The organism is Tunturiibacter psychrotolerans (genome assembly GCF_051013365.1).
Classification (GTDB): domain Bacteria; phylum Acidobacteriota; class Terriglobia; order Terriglobales; family Acidobacteriaceae; genus Edaphobacter; species Edaphobacter psychrotolerans_A.
The window spans coordinates 1,087,580-1,104,803 of sequence record NZ_CP132941.1; the positions used below are offsets into that span (position 1 = coordinate 1,087,580).

The 17,224-nt window shown below is 57.5% G+C and carries 17 protein-coding genes; 7 read left to right on the forward strand and 10 right to left on the reverse strand.

Translation table 11 applies throughout. From position 1 onward, the window contains the following. Positions 1-150: 150 nt before the first annotated feature. The 5 genes from RBB76_RS04430 to RBB76_RS04450 all read right to left on the reverse strand — a co-directional run bounded on the left by RBB76_RS04430 (position 151) and on the right by RBB76_RS04450 (position 4,711). Entirely contained in the window at positions 151-375 is a 225-nt protein-coding gene (locus RBB76_RS04430; RefSeq protein ID WP_429628611.1) for a CDGSH iron-sulfur domain-containing protein, read from the reverse strand. Positions 376-499: 124 nt separating this feature from the next. Beyond that, positions 500-1,675, reverse strand: coding sequence for an acyltransferase family protein (locus RBB76_RS04435; protein WP_429628610.1), 1,176 nt, complete (start codon positions 1,673-1,675; stop codon positions 500-502). Positions 1,676-1,735: 60 nt separating this feature from the next. Beyond that, on the reverse strand, positions 1,736-1,996 hold the full coding sequence (locus tag RBB76_RS04440) for a ubiquitin carboxyl-terminal hydrolase 14 (RefSeq protein ID WP_429628609.1): 261 nt from the start codon (positions 1,994-1,996) through the stop codon (positions 1,736-1,738). 166 nt (positions 1,997-2,162) lie between these two features. Further along, complete coding sequence (locus RBB76_RS04445) at positions 2,163-3,764, reverse strand: sigma-54-dependent transcriptional regulator (RefSeq protein ID WP_429628910.1); 1,602 nt, start codon at positions 3,762-3,764, stop codon at positions 2,163-2,165. Further along, positions 3,758-4,711: a sensor histidine kinase gene (locus tag RBB76_RS04450; protein WP_429628608.1), complete on the reverse strand. Its 954-nt coding sequence runs from the start codon at positions 4,709-4,711 to the stop codon at positions 3,758-3,760. Before RBB76_RS04450 ends, RBB76_RS04445 begins: the two co-directional genes overlap by 7 nt. 318 nt (positions 4,712-5,029) lie before the next feature. Between RBB76_RS04450 and rph the strand changes: the two genes are divergently transcribed. Continuing rightward, the gene (gene rph, locus RBB76_RS04455) at positions 5,030-5,788 is read left to right on the forward strand and encodes a ribonuclease PH (RefSeq protein WP_429628607.1); all 759 of its coding nucleotides are present in this window, start codon (positions 5,030-5,032) and stop codon (positions 5,786-5,788) included. 8 nt (positions 5,789-5,796) lie between these two features. On the opposite strand, the gene RBB76_RS04460 is transcribed toward rph, so the two are convergent. Then, positions 5,797-6,873, reverse strand: coding sequence for a hypothetical protein (locus RBB76_RS04460; RefSeq protein WP_429628606.1), 1,077 nt, complete (start codon positions 6,871-6,873; stop codon positions 5,797-5,799). Between the two features lie 212 nt (positions 6,874-7,085). Between RBB76_RS04460 and RBB76_RS04465 the strand changes: the two genes are divergently transcribed. From RBB76_RS04465 to RBB76_RS04480, 4 genes are all read left to right on the forward strand, one after another. Continuing rightward, complete coding sequence (locus tag RBB76_RS04465) at positions 7,086-8,417, forward strand: sugar MFS transporter (RefSeq protein WP_429628605.1); 1,332 nt, start codon at positions 7,086-7,088, stop codon at positions 8,415-8,417. Positions 8,418-8,577: 160 nt separating this feature from the next. After that, on the forward strand, positions 8,578-9,522 hold the full coding sequence (locus RBB76_RS04470; RefSeq protein ID WP_429628604.1) for an aldo/keto reductase: 945 nt from the start codon (positions 8,578-8,580) through the stop codon (positions 9,520-9,522). Between the two features lie 25 nt (positions 9,523-9,547). After that, on the forward strand, positions 9,548-9,931 hold the full coding sequence (locus tag RBB76_RS04475; protein ID WP_429628603.1) for a nuclear transport factor 2 family protein: 384 nt from the start codon (positions 9,548-9,550) through the stop codon (positions 9,929-9,931). Between the two features lie 57 nt (positions 9,932-9,988). After that, the gene (locus RBB76_RS04480; protein ID WP_429628602.1) at positions 9,989-10,933 is read left to right on the forward strand and encodes an aldo/keto reductase; all 945 of its coding nucleotides are present in this window, start codon (positions 9,989-9,991) and stop codon (positions 10,931-10,933) included. A 134-nt stretch (positions 10,934-11,067) separates the two neighbouring features. Here RBB76_RS04480 and RBB76_RS04485 read toward each other — a convergent pair whose 3' ends face one another. Together RBB76_RS04485 and RBB76_RS04490 are read right to left on the reverse strand one after the other, a co-directional pair. Beyond that, entirely contained in the window at positions 11,068-11,634 is a 567-nt protein-coding gene (locus RBB76_RS04485) for a cytochrome b (protein ID WP_429628601.1), read from the reverse strand. After that, a complete protein-coding gene (locus tag RBB76_RS04490) occupies positions 11,631-12,689 on the reverse strand; it encodes a catalase family peroxidase (protein WP_429628600.1) in 1,059 nt (352 codons plus the stop codon). The genes RBB76_RS04485 and RBB76_RS04490 overlap by 4 nt, the downstream gene beginning before the upstream one ends. A gap of 906 nt (positions 12,690-13,595) precedes the next feature. Here RBB76_RS04490 and RBB76_RS04495 point away from each other — a divergent pair. Together RBB76_RS04495 and RBB76_RS04500 are read left to right on the forward strand one after the other, a co-directional pair. Then, complete coding sequence (locus tag RBB76_RS04495; protein WP_429628909.1) at positions 13,596-14,585, forward strand: tagatose 1,6-diphosphate aldolase; 990 nt, start codon at positions 13,596-13,598, stop codon at positions 14,583-14,585. A gap of 152 nt (positions 14,586-14,737) precedes the next feature. After that, on the forward strand, positions 14,738-15,217 hold the full coding sequence (locus RBB76_RS04500; RefSeq protein ID WP_429628599.1) for a DUF1440 domain-containing protein: 480 nt from the start codon (positions 14,738-14,740) through the stop codon (positions 15,215-15,217). A 56-nt stretch (positions 15,218-15,273) separates the two neighbouring features. Here RBB76_RS04500 and RBB76_RS04505 read toward each other — a convergent pair whose 3' ends face one another. Together RBB76_RS04505 and RBB76_RS04510 are read right to left on the reverse strand one after the other, a co-directional pair. Then, the gene (locus RBB76_RS04505) at positions 15,274-15,999 is read right to left on the reverse strand and encodes a hypothetical protein (RefSeq protein WP_429628598.1); all 726 of its coding nucleotides are present in this window, start codon (positions 15,997-15,999) and stop codon (positions 15,274-15,276) included. Positions 16,000-16,074: 75 nt separating this feature from the next. Then, positions 16,075-17,169: a purine nucleoside permease gene (locus RBB76_RS04510; RefSeq protein ID WP_429628597.1), complete on the reverse strand. Its 1,095-nt coding sequence runs from the start codon at positions 17,167-17,169 to the stop codon at positions 16,075-16,077. Positions 17,170-17,224 lie beyond the last annotated feature (55 nt).

Sequence of the window (17,224 nt, forward strand, 5' to 3'; positions counted from 1 at the left end):
CCACCGCGCAACAGTCGCCAATCCTCATCATGCCCAGCCTCAAAAAATGAAATCATTACGCATAACAAAAAAGCCGCAGACGCCCAGAAAGAAGCGGCCGAGAGCTACTCTTGGCCCGCCCCGTTCCATGAAGTCTGCGGTCTTGTTTCTCTAGGTAAGAACTGCGTTAGGACTCGCCGCACACTGAAAGCCCACTCGGTTGTGCGAGCCATCGCAAAACGGCCTCTTCTCACTCGCCCCGCAGCGACAAAGTGAGATCGCCGGCTTACCCGTCAAATCCCATTCCTTGCCATCGGCGTCCTTCAAAACAATATGCCCTTCGACCCGCAGCGGACCATTAGGCCGAACTGTAATCTTTACCGCTTCTTCCGACATCGCTCGTTACTCTCTCTCTTACAAAGGATGCGTTCAGCATAGCAAATCCGTAGGCGCAAATCGTCACGACACCCCTCGACCAACGCGCCATCGCCTCATCACAACGAGGAGACAGCGGATAGCTCTAGACGCTCATCGCCTCTCCTTGAGGAATCGAGCCAAACCTCGTCGCATCTTTCACCCACCTCGCCCGCAGCCATCGGTTCATCGGCTCAGAGTAACTCCGCGAGACAACGGCACCCAATAGCCCCGAAAGCAAGAGAACCACAACGAACATTCCCGGAACAGCTCGAAGGGGCTTATTCAGAATCAGAAAAAGATGAAACACGCTCAAAACAACAAAGATGTGCGTCAGATAAACCTCGTAGCTTAGTCTTCCCAGACGGACCAAAGGCCCAGCAAATCCCGGAGCTTTCCATTGCGTCTGCGCAACCACAGCAAGCAACAGACAAGTGCCTAAACCAAGAACCGTCATATCCAATCCACTACGGCCAAGCCCCCAACGATCGGCGCGAATCGAAAAACAAAGGACAAAGAGAAGCATCAACGCTCCTGCTGTCCCAGCCACTCGAAGCTTCGACTTGGAAAGTCGAGCCTTCGCAGAGAACAGCGCAGTCAAACAACCCAGCGCAATGCCGTCCATGCCCCCCAGGTAGGAGTACTCTCTCCACACTGGATTATGGTTCAAGGCCTCCGAGCGGGCAAAGGGCCCTAACAAAACAAAGACAAAAAGTAGCGCCGACAGAAAATTGGTGCGGCGAAATATTCGGCACACCAACGGGAAACAAAGATAGAACGCCTCCTCAACCGACAGCGACCACAGAACGTCCCAACCCGCCGGCAGATATCCTCTTCGAGCCTCAAGCAGATTGACATGAAAAGTAAGCGCAGCGGCCAAAGCCCGCCCCAATCCGCCTGTCTTCTCCCCGACCACAAACCCTTTGACGTGCGTCAGGTGAAGGACGCTGAGAACCAAGAGAAGAAGCATCATCAGCGGAGCGATACGAGCAAACCTCAACCGATAAAAATCAAACACGTTCACTGCAGCCACTGAACCCCAACGCCGCAGTGTTGTCGAAGTTATTAGAAATCCAGAGATCGCAAAGAATATCTGAACGCCAAACTGACCATTCCATACCAGCGAAGACACCAACTGACGAGGCAGCCCTTGGGTGTACGAGACCTTGGCGCCCAGCAATTGCATGTTGACGTGATTCATCAACACAAAGCAAATCGCAAGTCCGCGAAGAAGATCCACACCATCCATCCGCGGCCAAATCCGCGCAGACTCCGCCTTCAAACTCGGCCTCTCTTCAAACGACCAACCTCCCCCGCGTCATCGAAGACAGGAAACCTTCAATCACACCACGTCGACTTCCATCTCATCCACATAGCACCATCCCCAGCTCTCACCCGGCTCGATCGACCGCATGATCGGATGCTCTGTCTTATGAAAGTGCTTGGTCGCATGCTTATGCTGTGATGAATCGCAGCACCCCACATGACCGCACTCCAGACACATCCGCAGATGCACCCAGCTGCTGCCGATCTTCAAACACTCCTCGCAACCCTTCGCCGAAGGCTTCACCTTCCGAATCTGGTCCATGTGCGTACATTCCATTTCCGTGCACCTTCCTTCGCCATGATTCTACCCTTCAGCGCACACACGAACGCAAACCGCCACGGATCTTCTTCCCCTACGTCGTACACTCCTTTCTGTGCAGCAATTCTCAATCACACATCGACCAAGTTGCGCGCGGACGGCGCAGTAGCTCGATGACTCCTCATCAATCGCCCAACCCCTCGGTAATCCCATACTCCTTCAGCTTCCGGTAAAGCGTCGTCTTACCAATCCCCAGCAACTTCGCCGCCATCAACTTGTCGCCGTTCAGCTGCCGGATCGTCCCCAGAATGGCTTGCTTCTCCATCTCGGCGATCGACACGATCCCACCCTCCGGAGCACCCACCGACCCACTCTGCTCCAGCCCATTGTCCGCCATCACATGAATCGCCGGCCCCTGCTGCATGCGGAAATTCTGCAACTGCGTCGGCAGATCGCCAAGGTGAAGCACCGGCCCCGACGAAAGCGCGCACGCCCGCTCGATCGCATTCTCAAGCTCCCGCACATTGCCCGGCCAGTCATACTCTGCCATCGTCCGCAACATCGAGTCCGAGAAACTCCGCTCCACTCCTGTCTCTTTCTCCATCTGCTTCAGAAAATGCGTTGCCAGCACCGCGATATCCTCCCGCCGATCCCGCAGCGGAGGAATCCGCAGGTTCACCACATTCAACCGGAAGTAAAGATCTTTGCGAAACCGCCCCTGCTCGACCATCGTCGCAAGATCACGATTGGTTGCCGCCAGCACTCGAGCCGAGATAGGCCTCGCCTGCGTGGCACCCACCGGTCGCACCTCTTTCTCCTGCAACGCCCGCAGAAGCTTCGCCTGCAGATCGAGCGGCAACTCTCCGATCTCATCCAGAAAAACCGTCCCACCCTCAGCCGAGGCGAGCAGTCCCTCCTTCGCGCGATCCGCCCCGGTAAAGGCTCCCTTCACATGCCCAAACAACTCGCTCTCAATCAGCGTCGGCACCAGCGATCCGCAGTCTACCGGCACAAACGGCTTCGCCGCATTCGGTCCATTGAAGTGAATTGACCGCGCCACCAGCTCCTTGCCCGTCCCGCTCTCGCCGAGGATCAAAACCGGATGCGTCGAATAAGCCACCTTCGACAAAATCCTATAAAGCTTCTCCATCTCCGGAGAGCGGCCCACCAACCCGCCCATGCCCTGTTGCGTTCTCAGTCTCTCGCGCAGCTGCCGGCTCTGCACATCCATGTGCAGTTGCTGTCCCGTCCGCTCGAGCACTGCCGTCAACTCCTCCAGCGCAAATGGCTTGGTCAGATAATCCCCCGCACCGATCCGCATCGCCTCCACTGCCGACGACACCGTCGCAAACGCCGTCATCACAATCACCGCCGTATCCGGATGCAGCGCCTTCACCTGCTCGAGCAGCGGCAGCCCACCGCCGCCCGGCAACTTCAGATCCAACAGCAGCAGATCGATCCGCCGCTGCTTCAGAATCTCCCGCGCAGCCGTCGCACTCTCAGCGCCCACCACTTCAAACCCCATTCCCGCGGCAATCTGACAGCAGGCCTTCCGCACCGCCTCGTCGTCGTCGACCACCAGGACATGCAGCAACCCCAGATGCTCCGCAGAGCTCACCGCGTGCGCCCGCGCATCCGGCGAAACTCCCACCAGCACACCAGAAGGCGAATTCGTGCCCGCATCCTCTCTGAGCTGCTCCGCACCCATCCTCTCGCTCAACACCGAAACGTCTCCCGTCCCAATCGTCCTCACTCCTGCCGCTCCAAAACCCGTCGTCCTTAGCATGCGATCCACCCGGCCTCTCCCCGTACAACCGTCTTCACTCCAGAGTCATTCATTCTCATTGCCTCCATCTCAAAGTCCTTCCGCTGTTGTGCCGCTGTCTCAACCTGTTTCATCGCACTCCACTCCACAGAGATGCTCGTTCCCACCTCCGGCTGGCTCTCGATCGTCAAAGCGCCACCAGAGATCGCTACCAACTCCCGCACCACTCGAAAACCAAGCCCACGCCCATTCGCCGAAGAGATCCCGCCAGTCTGCATCAACCGCCGCACTGCCGTCTGATCCATCCCGCAGCCACGATCTCTCACCGTCATCACGACCTGGCGCAGCGGCTCCTCGCCTTCGTCCTCCGCCTGTCGTCGCAAACCCTCCACATGGATCGAGATCGCCCCCACCCACGGCGTCGCCTCCGCAGCATTCTTCACCAGGTTCGTCAAAATTCTCTCCACCGACTCCACCGGCACCTTCACCGGCTGAAATGCCCCCACGCCAAACGAGATCTCCACCGTCCGCCCAGCCACCCGGCTCAACAGCCCCCGCATGCGGTCCACTACATCCGGCAGCACCGAAAACTCCCCCTGCACCTTCACCGGCCTACCCGCACGCGCATGGTTCACCAGCCGGTCAATCATCGCCCAACTGCGATCGCTCAACATCCTCAACTCATTGGCATATTCCTTGTGCTCTTCATGCAGCACGCCAGGCAGAGCCAGCAAGTCGGAGTAAAGACTCAAAGCCCCCAACAGATTTCCAGCGTCATGCGCCAATCCCGCGCCCTCAGCCACGCCTGCGATTGCAGCCACCTCTGCCGCTGGCGCATCCGGCGTCTTCCGTGCCGTCGGCATCGCCGAACCATTAAGGTTCATCTGGCGTGTCACATGGCGAAGCGCCGCAAACTTCCCCGAACAAATCTCTGGCCCCAAGGCAGTACTGCTCTGCATTGCCTGCATTCCGTAAATCCACCATTCCTCCGCTTCGTTATTGGTTACCGCGGATACACTTCTGTAATCACTTTAAGTGCCAAACTGGAACTCCTTTCCTAAGTGATTACACATCAACCGAAAACGCCTCCCGTCCACCTCCCCCGCGCATCGCGGCTACTTCCCAAATCGGAACCGCAAACGACACCCACAAGCCAAATCCTCAACAAACTGCAATCCAACCAAGTCCTCCCATTATGGAACTAAGCCCATTTCGGAACACTCCCACAAATGGCTCACGCCGAACCCTCCCCATCACGCAAAGAATCTCCCAACTATAATTCCCCCATGTCTGTAACCACCGTAACCCCCTCCCCCCAGCTCTTCCGCCCCGACCACCGCCTCGCCGACGCACTCCGCCCCATCCGCATCACTCCGCACTACGTCGCCATGGCCGAAGGCTCAGTCCTTATGGAGTCTGGCAACACCCGCGTCCTCTGCAACGCCACCATTGAGCAGGGCGTTCCCGGCTGGCTTCGCAACTCCGGCCGCGGCTGGGTCACCGCCGAATACGGCATGCTCCCTCGCGCCACTCTCACCCGTACCGCACGCGAGAGCGAACGCGGCAAAGTGGGCGGTCGCACCCACGAGATCCAGCGCCTCATCGGCCGCAGCCTCCGCAGCGTCGTCGACATGAAGGCTCTGGGCGAACGCACCGTCATCCTCGACTGCGACGTCCTCCAGGCCGACGGCGGCACTCGCACCGCCGCCATCACAGGAGCCTGTGTAGCTCTCGCCCTCGCTCTCGGCAAGCTGGTCAAGGCCGGCACGCTCAAGACATCCCCGCTCAAGCAAATGGTCGCGGCCACATCCGTCGGCATCGTCGACGGCAACGTCCTGCTCGACCTGGCCTACGAGGAGGACTCCCGCGCCGCCGTCGACATGAACGTCGTCATGCTCGCCAACGGCGGCCTCGTCGAGACCCAAGCCACCGCCGAGCACGACTCCTACACCCGCGCCCAGCTTGGCCAGATGCTCGACTACGCAGAAAAGGGCATCCTCGAACTCCTCGCCACCCAGCTAGCCGTTCTCAAAGAAGCCATCTAGCAGCAACCTCACGCGGCCTCGCGAGCCTCCCTGGAACTTCCCGGCACCGAGGCCATCTCCAGTGCAGGCGCCCGGGCTGGCTTCGCCATCCGCGCCAACAGCCCGTCTTCCACAATCAGCATCGTCGAACAGACGATCAGCGGGATCAGTTCGCCAAACACCCTGGTCTCAATCAGAATCCCGTACACAAACATGAAGCCGAACCAGATAGGCAGCAGCCAAAGCCACGCCTCCAACTGAGGATCACGAATCTTCCGCCGCATCACCACCACAAACATCAGCAGATAGCCACACGCGCTCAGCATCTGCGGCCACGCCTGCGGAAACAGTAGCGACTTCACGTTCCAGTCGATCCGCGGATAGAACTCCGACGCATTTCCCGCAAACACGTGCCGAACGAAGATCTGCCACCCCCCCCAGAACATCGCGAGCGGCATCACCACGGCTAAGCTCCTCAGCCGTACCGTTCGGGACCATCGCACCCGCCCGCCGACTACCGCGCCGTTCAGCAAAAACAAAGGAAGCAAAAGCAGCGTCGTCTCGCGATTCATCGTCGCAACCACAAAGAGTCCTGCGAAATAAATCCAATGCCGTCGGAAATAAAGCAAATACATCGCCGCCGCAAAGAACGCGAGGCTCGGCAGATCGTAGACAAACCGGAAGTTCTGCACCGTATGCATCACATACGTCGCGCCACACGCCACCAGCAGCAGCGGATACACCATCGGCGTCAGCAGCCGACGGCTCGAGCTTGCCTGATAGATCTTCGTCGTCAAGTACCCCGCCGCCAGCAGACAAAAGACATCGATCGCCGCCTGCACCACAACCTCCGGAGCCACCGGTTTCGGAAACCAGAAGTGCGACTTCAAAAATGGTGTCGCCAGCCAGGTCATCAGACTACTCCCATGCGCCCATCGCATCGGCAGCATCATCAGGCTGCGCCCCTGAAACGGCATCCGTTCAAGCCCTTGTTCATATAACAGCGTATTGACGTACGGTCTCGTCAGCCACAGGTAGCACCACACAAACTGCACCGTAGCGATGACGTAAACCAAAATCAAAATGATCTTTTTGCGCTCGGACATAAACAACCCCGTCAAAGACCCTATGCCCCTTGGGCTTTCGGCAAGGATTTTGTTAGTCAGAACGAGCACCGACTAAATTTCTAGGATGGCTTCCTCTTTCAAGGGGTTGCAATATCCTGAGTCACCCCTGCGACGGAATGCTGATAATCCCGCTCTAACCCTGTAGAATCTTTCACGCCGTCATAACTAGACCGAAGAGGCAGGGAAAAACATTGAATATAGCCACGACACAGCAGACCGCCTACACCCGCGACCCTCAGGCCACCGACATCCGCGCCATGAGCATCGCCACGGTCCTCTTCTTCATGTGGGGCTTCCTTACCTGTCTCAACGACATCCTCATTCCCCATCTCAAGGGCATCTTCAGCCTCAACTACGGTCAAGCCCTGCTCGTCCAGTTCGCCTTCTTCTCCTCCTACTTCATCTTCGCTCTACCCTCCGGAAAACTAGTCGACTGGCGCGGCTACAAACAGTCCATGGTCATCGGCCTTATCGTCATGGCTGCCGGAGCGCTGCTCTTTCTCCCTGCTGCCAGCACTGCATCCTTTCCTCTCTTCCTCTCTGCACTTGTCATCCTCGCCGCCGGCATCACCTGCCTCCAGGTCTCGGCCAACCCCTACGTCACGAACCTCGGCCCACAAGCCACCGCCGCCAGCCGTCTCAATCTCGCCCAGGCCTTCAACTCCTTCGGCACCACCATCGCTCCCTTCTTCGGCGGAGCGCTCATCCTGGGCGCCATCCAGGCCTCTCCCGAAACGCTAAAATCCTTCTCCACCGCAGCGCTCCAGACCTACCGCGAACAGCAGGCATCGTCCGTCAGGATGCCTTATCTCGTCATTGCTCTCACTCTTCTCGTTCTCGCCGTCGCCATCGGCCTCATCAAACTCCCCACCACTGACTTCACCCGCGACTTCCGCCCCGGAGAACTCGCCAGCCGCCCAGCAGGCAGCATCTGGAAGCAGCCCTACCTCCTCATGGCCACCCTAGGAATCTTCGTCTACGTAGGTGCCGAGGTCTCCATCGGCAGCTTCCTCATCAACTACCTCGGCCTGCCCCACATCATGAACCTTCCCGAGCGTACCGCCGCCCACTATGTCTCCTTCTACTGGGGCGGAGCCATGGTCGGCCGTTTCATCGGCTCCTACGTTCTGCGCTACATCAGCACCGGCAAGGCCCTGGCAGCAGCAGCCTTCATCGCCTTCTGCCTCGTCCTCACCACCATGGCCACCGGAGGCCCCGTCGCCCTCTACACCGTCCTCGCCATCGGCTTCTTCAACTCCATCATGTTCCCCAGCATCTTCAGCCTCGGCCTCGCCGGTCTCGGCGAACTCACCAGCAAAGGCTCGAGCCTCCTGGTCCAAGCCATCGTAGGCGGCGCCCTCCTTCCCCTCGCCGAAGGCCACCTCGCCGACCGCATCGGCGTCCAGCACGCCTTCATCATCCCCGCCGTCTGCTATGTCTATATAGCGTTCTTCGGCTTCATCGCCTCCCGCCGCAAAGACATCGATCAGGATCCCAGACGCGCCGCAGCCGCCGCACACTAGAGCAAGTTTCCTGCAGGTCTCAATGTCCAGCAGCCGATTATCCGGACACGTAGAAACGAGTAGTACTATGTAGGCGCGCGCCCCCCCCCCGTCTGCCGAAAAAAATAATTACCTACCAAGGGCAGTAACGCTGAATCCAAGGTAGTGCCGAGGCCTCCCTATGATCGAGCCTTCTGATTTTCGGTTTACGAGAATTCCACTCAACCACGGAGACGGCCGTATCCCGGCACTCGGGTTTGGCACCTTGATTCCCGACCCAGCCGTGACGCTAACTGCCACCAGGGAGGCGCTCGAGGCCGGATTTCGGCACTTCGATTGTGCGGAACGGTACCTGAACGAGTCTCAGGTAGGCGAGGCGTTGCAGGCGGGATCTGCCGCGGCAGGCATTGCGCGCGAAGACATCTTCGTCACCACAAAGTTGTGGAACACCAATCATCGACCCGAGCGCGTCGGGCAGGCTTTCGAGGCTAGTCTGAAAAGACTCAAGCTCGACTATCTGGATCTCTATCTCATCCACACTCCATTCGCATTTCACCCCGGAGACAACCCGGATCCACGCGATCAAAACGGCAAAGTAATCTACGACGACGGCGTGACTCTGCTCGACACCTGGCGAGCGCTCGAGAGTCTTGTGGACCACGGCAAATGCCGCGCCATCGGACTGTCTGACATCAGCCTGGAAAAACTGTTGCCCATCTACGAATCGGCGCGAATCAAACCGTCCGTAGTCCAGGTCGAATCACACCCCTATCTGCCGGAGACGGAGCTTCTGGACTTCTGCAGGAAGAAGGACATTGTGCTCCTTGCCTTCGCGCCGTTGGGTCACGGAATGAAGCCGGGACTACTCGAGGATCCAGTCATTGCGTCAATCGCCGCACGAGTTGGAAAGACGCCGGGGCAGGTGCTGCTGGCATGGGCGGTGCAGCGCGGCACGGCTTTGCTCACCACTCCAAAAAGTCCCGGTCGTGCGAAAGAAAACTTCGACATCTCCCCCCTGCCGGAAGACGCATTTGACGAAATCAATCGCATTCAGACAAGGCAAAGACTCAACGATGTAGTGAATACCGGCAGCCCGGGCTTCATTCCCCGAGTTGCATCAACATAAAAGCGGAGCAACACCTGGAGCGGTCATGCAAGAGGAACAAATACGTGAAGTCCTGAACGCACATTGGAAAGCGTCTGCAGACGGCGACGCAAACGCCGAACACGATATTTACCACGACGACGCCATCTGCGATTATCCGCAGTCAGGCGAGCGAATCCTCGGGCGAAAAAACTTGCAGGCTTTGCGGAGTCATCATCCCGGAAAACCGTCGGGCTTCCAGGTCAAGCGAATTCTCGGAAAAGGCGACCTCTGGATCACGGAGTACACCATCGTCTACCAGGGACGTCCAGCATTCACCGTTAGCATCATGGAGTTCCGCGACGGTAAGGTCGCGCACGAGACACAGTATTTCGCGGACCCTTTCGAGGCCCCGTCTTGGCGAAGCCAGTGGGTTCAGCGGATCGCATGACAACGCACTATGGAGAAAGGCGGCGACGCTGAATGCAAGAGAGTGCCGAGGCTCACTATGATCGATTCTTCTGATTTTCGGTTTGCGAGAATCCCACTCACCCACGGAAACGGCCAGATGCCTGCAATCGGCTTTGGCACGCTGATTCCCGATCCGGCAGTGACGAGAACTATAACCGAAGACGCACTGGAGATCGGATATCGACACGTCGATTGTGCGGAGCGATACCGGAACGAGCGTGAGGTAGGCGAAGCGTTACAAGCGGGATGTGCCGCCGCGGGGATTTCGCGCGAAGACATCTTTGTTACGACGAAGTTGTGGAACAACAATCATCGGCCCGAGCGCGTCGAGCCCGCTTTCGAGGCCAGTCGGGACAGACTCCGGCTCGATTATCTCGATCTTTATTTGATTCACACTCCGTTTGCGTTTCAACCGGGGGACGACCTCGATTCGCTGGATCAAAACGGAAATATTATTTACGACCACGGTGTGACTTTACTCGACACCTGGAGAGCGATGGAAAGTCTTATGGACCATGGCAGGTGCCGGGCCATCGGGTTGTCTGACATCGGCTTGAACGAACTGGCGCCCCTCTTTGAATCTGCGCGAATCAAGCCAGCTGTGATCCAGGTCGAAGCACATCCATATCTCCCGGAGCCCAAGCTTCTGGAGTTCTGCACGGAAAAGGGCATCGTGTTTTTGGCGGGCGCGCCATTGGGCCACGGAATGAAGTCGGGGCCGCTTCAAGATCCAGTCATTGCATCTATCGCCGCACGACTTGGAAAGACTCCGGCACAAGTGCTGCTGGCATGGGCGTTGCAGCGCGGCACGGCTTTGCTCGTCAAGACCACAACCGCGGTTCGCGCGAAAGAGAACTTCAACGTCTCCGCCCTTCCGCAAGACGCGTTCGACGAAATCAATCGCATTCAGACCAGGCAGAGACTCAACGAAGTGATGAAGACCGGTGTCCCGGGCTTCATTCCACGAGTTCGATCAACATGAAAGCCAACCAACATCTGAAGCGGCCCACGCAAAAAGAATAAGTACGTGAAGCTCCGAAACGGCGCATAGACAGCGAGCGCGATGGAGTGCCGCGACGTTAAAGTCGTGCCAGAAACACTGTATTGCGGTCCCACTCAGTGAGTGGGTCGTTCTGGCTGGTCCTTTGTGGATACTGAGGCCATAGCTTCAAACACTCCGTCATTTCTCACAAGCTTATGAAAGAGAATTGCGGAGACGTGCATCAGGATGAGTCCGAAAAACGCAAACGCCAGGTAGTAATGTGCATGCCACAGCAGCGTATGCAGGCTGGGACTCACAGGCAGGATCGATGGCAGATGCACACCGCCGAAGAGCACCACCGGGTACTCCGCCGCGGACAACATAGCCCAGCCGATCAGCGGCATCGCGATCATCAGCGCGTAAAAGATGTACTGCGACAGTTCCGCGGCCAGCTTCATCGGCGCCGGCAGATCCGCGGGCAACGCAGGTGCACCGTAGTAGAGCCGCAGCACCAGACGGATAAGCGCCAGCACCAGGATGGCTATCCCCAGCGGCTTATGAATCTGCACCAGTGTCAGGTACTTGGCGCTGATGGTCGAAACCATACCTACACCGATAAACAACATGGACAGAATGCAGATTGCCATCAGCCAGTGAAGTATTCGCTGCGGAACTGCAAAGCGTGTGCGGGTCGTTGTCATTGCTTGGCTCCTGTCGCGGTACGCGGGTAATCCGCCTCTTCGGCTGTACGGCTGTTGTACGACCGGGAATACGCTGCCGAGCGTGCCGCGGGGAATGGGTCATCCGACGTAGTGATTCCGGCCGGCAGTACCGTCGGGTCGTAGTTAATATCGCGGCACGGGCCGTCGCGCTCCGGTTCAATCTGCTGTACCGTCATTGTTCCAACGTTGACCGTACGACGATCGGCAGGCCACGCCTTGTTCGGGTCTGCTGTTGGGTCGCCGGGGTTGGCAACGGTGACCATCAGGTGCCAGTGCTGAGGGCTCGCGGCCACACGCTGCGTGATCTCCTGCTCGAGATAATCGGGACCACGCTTGGCCAGTTCCTGTGGCGAAATAGAAACAGGATGTGCAGCCGGGATCAACGACCAACGGATCGGATGCTTCGCGCCGGACGCATCGACGAACAGAAACGAGTTGAGACTGTTGTAAGGCTCCTCCGCATAGCTCTCGGTCCATTGGTCACTCTTAGCCCAGGGGAGAAACGTAAGGAACTCCGGATTTGCGCCAATGAAGTTCTTCATCGCATCGGGGTCCTTGCTCGCCGAGGCAGTCAGGAGGTCGTAAAAAGCCTGCGGAGTCGAAACGGGAAAGATCGGCGCATTGATCATGGCACTGCGCCACTGCTGCCCGTCCGGCGTGGTGATGAGAATGCCGAGGCCGCGCGTACGCACCATTGCGTCCTCAGCATTCGGATTCGGAGTGCCAAGGTTGAATCGCCCCACAATCGGATATTGTCCCGCAACGAAGACCGACGCTTTGGAGAGTGATGAACCTTCGCCGTTTGCCTCAAACGTTCCGGTAAAGCAGATACCTTTAGCGTGGTTGCGGCGATGACCCAGTGCCGGGCCTCCGGGAGGAGCCAACCCCGCCACCAGCTTCTTGGGCGTCAGCCTGTTTGGTGACAGCCATCCAGCCGTATATGCAAAACAGATCGCGGCGATGCCCACCACAGCAGCAATCACAACGAACGGCCAAAGCCGAAAATCTTTCGGTGATGCAGAAGACTGAACCATTCAAACCTCGTTTCTTTCAGCTATGGGCTGGGATCGGTACCACAATCAGATAGAGCGCATAGCTGCCGCGGCGGTCGCTTAAAACTGCAAGAGTGAACCTAAATTATGTAGGAAGAACATCCGCGAGGGTGCACTGAAGTCTCTCTAGCTACGGGGGAAGGATTTGACGTTGCCTTTTGATTATTTCTGCTTCTCTCGCTCGAACCAAAGCACCGTCATTACGACCGAAGCGGTCACAGTCTCATCGTGGACGCGCAGTGGAGAAACTCCCAAATTTTGTTTTTGCCCAATGTCTTAGATTCCACTCACCCCAAAAAAGCCTGTCAAGGCCGAAAATGTACTAACCTATTACCCCACAATCACTTACCGATGGCGCATCAGTTACCCTCAATCCGGTAAACTAGAGGCTGGTGGGTTGAAGGAAACTCCAAAAAACTTCACGGACACCCTCGCTAAGGAACGAACCCCTCTAAGTCCTTTCCTGAGACGAATTTGGCCGTAACCCCTTTGCCTGCACGAATTTAGCCGCGACCATCTTGGCTATCTCACTGCATTCATGAGACTTACGCCCGGGTAACCCCCCGGGGGGGGTACCCCCTCAGGACGGCCAAAACAGTTGACGGTGGGTTCTCCAAAGTCCGCGATGAGGCGAAAAAACAGATAAGGCCAGCCCAACCGCCTTGACCGTTCAAGCCACCTAGCCGTCCCAACCTGTGGTGACACCGAACGAGCCGACACCGCATCTCATCTCCAACAAACGACGTCGTCACACATCTAAAATCACGCAACATCGGCAGCAAGGCAACATCACCTCACCCTTCACGCCGAACATACACTTCGCTGTGTAAAATGACCCTTCGTAGTCCTTCCATCACTCGAACCGTCTCAGGAGACATGCACCCCATGATCAAGTTGACCCCAGGAAAGCTAGCCGGCCTCAAAGCCGTCTCCGACCATCGTGGCGTGATCGCCGCCGCCGCCATGGACCAGCGCGGATCCCTCCAGAAGTCCCTCGCCAAGGAGCGCGGAGCAGCCGCCGACGCCCACGACCTCGAGGAGTTCAAGACCCTGGTCACCTCCGTCCTCACCAAGCACGCCACCGCGATCCTCCTCGACCCCGAGTTCGGCCTCCCAGCCTCCAAGCACCGCAACGGCAAGGGCCTCCTGCTCGCCTACGAGAAGACCGGTTACGACGCCACCACCCCCGGCCGCCTGCCCGACCTCCTCGATGTCTGGAGCGTCCGCCGACTGAAGGAAGCTGGAGCAGACTGCATCAAAATCCTCCTCTACTACACGCCCTACGAGAAGACATCGGTCAATGACCTCAAGCAAGCCTGGATCGAACGAATCGGCGCCGAGTGCATCGCTCACGACATCCCCTTCTTCCTCGAGTTCGTCGGCTACGACGCCGAAGGTGGCGATGAAAAGTCCGTAGCCTACGCCAAGAAGAAGCCCGAGATCGTCTCCGGCTCCATGGCCGAGTTCGGCAAGGCTCACTACAACGTCGATGTCCTCAAGGTCGAAGTCCCCGTCGAGATGGCCTTCGTCGAAGGCACAAAGTCTTTCAAGGGCGAGAAAGCCTACACCCGCAAGGAAGCCCTGCAACACTTCCGCGACGCCGCCACGATGACCCACAAGCCCTTCATCTATCTCTCTGCCGGCGTCTCCAACCCCGTCTTCATCGAGACCCTCGAACTGGCCGTCGAATCCGGAACCACCTTCAACGGCGTCCTCTGCGGCCGCGCCACCTGGAAAGACGGCATCGCAATCTACGCCAAGCAGGGTGCCAAGGCCTTTGAAGATTGGCTCAACACCACCGGCGTAGAAAACATCACCAACGTCAACAACGCACTAAAGTCAGCCCACTCCTGGCATAGCAAAGTCGAATCCAAATAATCATCAAGCATCAATACAAAGGCGCTGCATTCCTGCAGCGCCTTTGTATTGTGACGAGACAAGAGATCCAGAAAAACGATGTTTCATGCGACACACCCCGAAGGAGCCCGCGACGCATCGTAGGCTAGATGAATTGATTTTGAGGTCGAGCCATGAAGAAGTTTAACGAGAAGACAGTTACGAGGTCGTTGGCGAAGGGCATGCTGGCAGGCTTGATCGGCGGGTTGGTTGCGACCGCAGCGAAAACGCTTACGGAGAAGATCTACCGTCGGCGAACTCACGGAGAACCAGACCCACTCGCAATACTGGCAGAGAAGCTCGTCGGGCACGAACTTGTGGGCACGCAGAAGACAGCTGCTGTGGAGACGCTTCAGTGGGGATTCGGAGCTCTAACCGGTGCCGCATACGGAGCGCTGGCAGAATACTATCCGCAAGCTACAGCGAAGGACGGCGCCGCATTTGGAATGGCGTTGACTTCTCTAACTCATGGAACAGGACTTCCTGCACTGGGTCTTCCAGACGATGCGCACGAGCAAACAACGCGCGAACGCACCAGCGAGATGGCCACCCACGTCGTGTACGGAGTGGTGACCGAGACAGTTCGTCGGAGAGCAAGAAAGATGTTGGGGTAGAGTCTCAAATGCACGGAATGTCAGAACCGTGGCACTCCTTCTTGGCGTCTACATGACTAGGCGAAGGACGAGTGCCACAGTTTGTTAGCCCACAAGCGCTCTCCGCCGTCGTAGCGGGCAGCAAAGTTGCTGATGATATCGCCAGCTTCATCGTCAATCTGCGATGCGTAATTGAGGACCAACTTTCGCTTGCGCACAATGGCTTCGGTCGCAGGCTCGCCGGTGTGGCAAACGAACTCAGTAAGTGGATCGTTACGTTCGCTAGCTGCCGAGTTCAGAGTCTCTAGGTCGTTAGTAGAGGAAAGTTGAGTAGCTAGATAAGAAAGATCTTCGTAAAAGGCAGCCGGCAGCGATGCAGTGAACGGTATAGCAGCTTCGCGGACTACAAGATGGTCAACATCATTGCCCAGGCCGGCAGGAAGGACAATGGCCTCCATCGTTCCCAGTTCCGACTGGCGCGTGAGAGCTCTGCGGATCTTTTCCAGTGAAGGATCTGCTGAGTTAACCGGAGTATTACAAACCTCATCGATCGGCACCCTCAGTCTGATGGGCGCATCTTTGAGGTTTAGATCATGCATGTTCAGGTTGTTCTTCAGCCCCTTGGGAAGGGACTCCTTGATGCGGCGAAGAAAGAGTTCGTCTTCGCGAAGGCGCATCGCCGAGACGTAAGAGAGTTCGTCGTTCTCGTGAACGAACGCAGCATCGGAGTAAGGAGCATAGCGGCTGCGAGTAAAGACGTTGAGCAACGTAACCGTGTGGCGTGAAGTAAGCCAATGAATCATGGCAAGCGAAACCGAGAAAGCTGCATCATCGCGGTGCGGGGAGAGAATGAGAATCTTCAGTGTGCGCTCCAGAGATTATTTTAGCGAGGTAGCGCTAGTGGGTATGTGGTCTCGAGTCTGCTGCCAGTTAACAACCAGATTGTCGACCACGAGGTGTCCAACGCGATAAGCAGCGTCGAGCGCTGGAAGATACGCGCTGTACTGACGAACTTTGGTTTCGCCAAGGCTTTCGGCGGCGGTAGCACCGGGGCGCTGCTGATCGAAATTGGAAGCGGTACGGAGGACCAGAACGCGGTTGATATCAAGCTTATATGCGTGGCTGAGCCAAGTAAGCGATTGCATCGTGCCGGTGTCCTCCATGCCGCAAATGGCATAAGTGCCACGGCCATCAGTCTGGTACTTAACCCAGTCGCGCGCCCACTGATTGAGGAGCTTACCGTGCCAGAACGTCGAAGCTGATAGATTATCACCTCGCAGAACGAAGGGAGGCCGATGAGCCGCCTCTTCGGTGTACTGCTGGCGGCGAGTCGCCATCGCAGGTGTGTCAGGCAGCGCCGTGTCCTTAGTCAGCGCGAAGGCCCAGTCCACTAAGCCGGTATTGAGGTGATAGACGTTGCCGTCGTCGCCGAATCGGGCAGTACGTGGTTGCTCATACGGAGTGGACTTACCAAGCGGAACGTATCCCGTCGACCAGTCTTTTGGAATTTCTCGAGCGTCGATCTCGTGGGCGAGGTCCCCATCGACGATGTAATCAGACCAGACTGCCGAGCCAAGGGAGCCCATACGAGGATCCATCCCGCCAATGCCAGCCACAAGGAAATAGGCATGAGTCAAGTCGAAGCGTGGGTCGAGACCAAGAGCCATGATGGTGGCAGCGGTGCGAGCAGTTCCGACTCCTGTTAACACCCCCAGTATTCCGCTTTTTTCGTTGAGGCGCAGGTCGTGGTAGCCCGCAAAAAACGGAAGCACCGTGTCCAGGTGCTCTCGCTCCACCCAGTATTGATATTCACCTGGCGCATCGCCAGTGTCGGCACCGACCTCGAACATGTTGATAACGACCACTTTGATTTCAAGCGGCTTCTGTGGCGGCGGAAGATCATTTTGTGCAATAGCTTTGACGGCCGCGCAGGCAATGGTCGCGAGCAGAAAAAGGACAGAAAGAATGCGCATAGGTAATGGTAGCGTAGCGGCTGGTATCCCCTGTAACGGAGGCATGGATGAATGC